The sequence below is a fragment of the Mariniflexile aquimaris genome (assembly GCF_042676825.1).
In the GTDB taxonomy this organism is placed as follows: domain Bacteria; phylum Bacteroidota; class Bacteroidia; order Flavobacteriales; family Flavobacteriaceae; genus Mariniflexile; species Mariniflexile aquimaris.
The window spans coordinates 1-1,565 of the sequence record NZ_JBHTIB010000063.1; the positions used below are offsets into that span (position 1 = coordinate 1).

The 1,565-nt window shown below is 32.1% G+C and carries 2 protein-coding genes; both read left to right on the forward strand.

Annotated features, from left to right (window positions below):
* Nucleotides 1-81 precede the first annotated feature (81 nt).
* Nucleotides 82-663 carry a hypothetical protein gene (locus ACFQ0I_RS17445; RefSeq protein WP_379944273.1) on the forward strand — a complete coding sequence of 194 codons (582 nt, stop codon included), beginning with the start codon at nucleotides 82-84 and terminating at the stop codon, nucleotides 661-663.
* Between the two features lie 193 nt (nucleotides 664-856).
* On the forward strand, nucleotides 857-1,447 hold the full coding sequence (locus tag ACFQ0I_RS17450; RefSeq protein WP_379944274.1) for an outer membrane beta-barrel protein: 591 nt from the start codon (nucleotides 857-859) through the stop codon (nucleotides 1,445-1,447).
* Nucleotides 1,448-1,565: the final 118 nt, after the last annotated feature.

Sequence of the window (1,565 nt, forward strand, 5' to 3'; positions counted from 1 at the left end):
ATTTTCCTTCGGAAAATCCTCGCACACAAACACGCAACGTTCCTTACACATAAACGTTACCAAACAGTTGAAAAGCGAACTATGAAACAACTTCTGATTTTAATATTTATATTTTCGTTTGTGAGTTGCGACCGAAAAAAATCGGACAAAATCCAATCTGAAGTTGAACAAAAAATCGAACTAGAAACTGTACAATCAAAAAAGAATACGGATACAATTAATAATTATTGGGCTTTAATTCTTGACACAATTTCCAGCAAAAAAGAATTTAAAATTTCTGACTTAAAACATACTCTTGAATTAAAAACTTATAGTTTAAACGACAGCTCAATCGTTAGGAATTTAGCTCAAGATGGAGAACAACCATATTTAGACCATTCTCACAAAATGGTGACTGATTTTAAACTTTTGACCGACTCAACTGTTGACAAAAAACAAATTGACCGAACCGACTTTGAAAAATCACTAATTCCTGAATTTTACGCAGAATGCAACCTTTACACAACAGAAATTGATAGCATAAGAGCAAACACAATTTATCTAAATTCCAGTTTGGCTATACCAGATACAGATAATGTTTGGCGAGTTTGGTATTCCATAAACATAAAAAACAACAGACTTGGAAATTTAAATATTAAAGAAACTGATTATGTCGGATTATAAAAACCGTTTGGTAACACCGTATATAAAAAATTGCTAGTTTTACCTAAACCAAAGGTAGTTGCTCGTTTGCTTGCTTCTGATTTTCCTTCGGAAAATCCTCGCACACAAACACGCAACATTTCATATACATAAACGTTGTAGGTAATTTGCCCAACAAACTGAAATTAAACATAAACAAAACTTGACTTAACTTATGAAATCAAACCTTTATTGGATTTTAACTTTATTTTTAGCTCTAAATTTAAACGCCCAAGAATCTAAATTTGACATTGAGGCTAATTTCCCAATCGCTATTGGAGATAATTTTTTGGAAGACAACTATAATGGAATTATTGACTTGGGAATCAACTACAGATTTCTACAAAAGGAAGTACTGAATTTAGGAGTGTCCGCGAATTTTGGATTCTTTAAAAACACTAAATCAGGTGCAACCGACCTGAATCAACTGTTTGACGTTAAAATTATTCCTATTCAACCTCGCTTATTTGCAGAGTTTAATATTCCGAATTTAGAAAAACTTCATCCTCAAATCGGAATTGGATATTCAATACTTATTTATAATGCAGAATGGGCAGACAATCGAGATGCTGAATTACCTGCTGACATTGACGATAGCGAAAGTGGGTTTAATTTTACTTTAGGAATTGCATATGATATATCTGAAAAATTCTTTTTACAAGCACAATATGATTTTGTGAAAATCGGAGTTGAAAATGGAGTTCCAGATATTAGTTACAATACGAATATTAATATTATGAAATTCGGAATTGGATATAGACTATAAAAAACTACCTACAACACCGTGTATAAAAAATTGCTATTTTTAGCTAAACCAATGTTTGTTGCTTTGCTTGCTTGCTTCTGATTTTCCTTCGGAAAATCCTCGCACACAAGCACGCAAC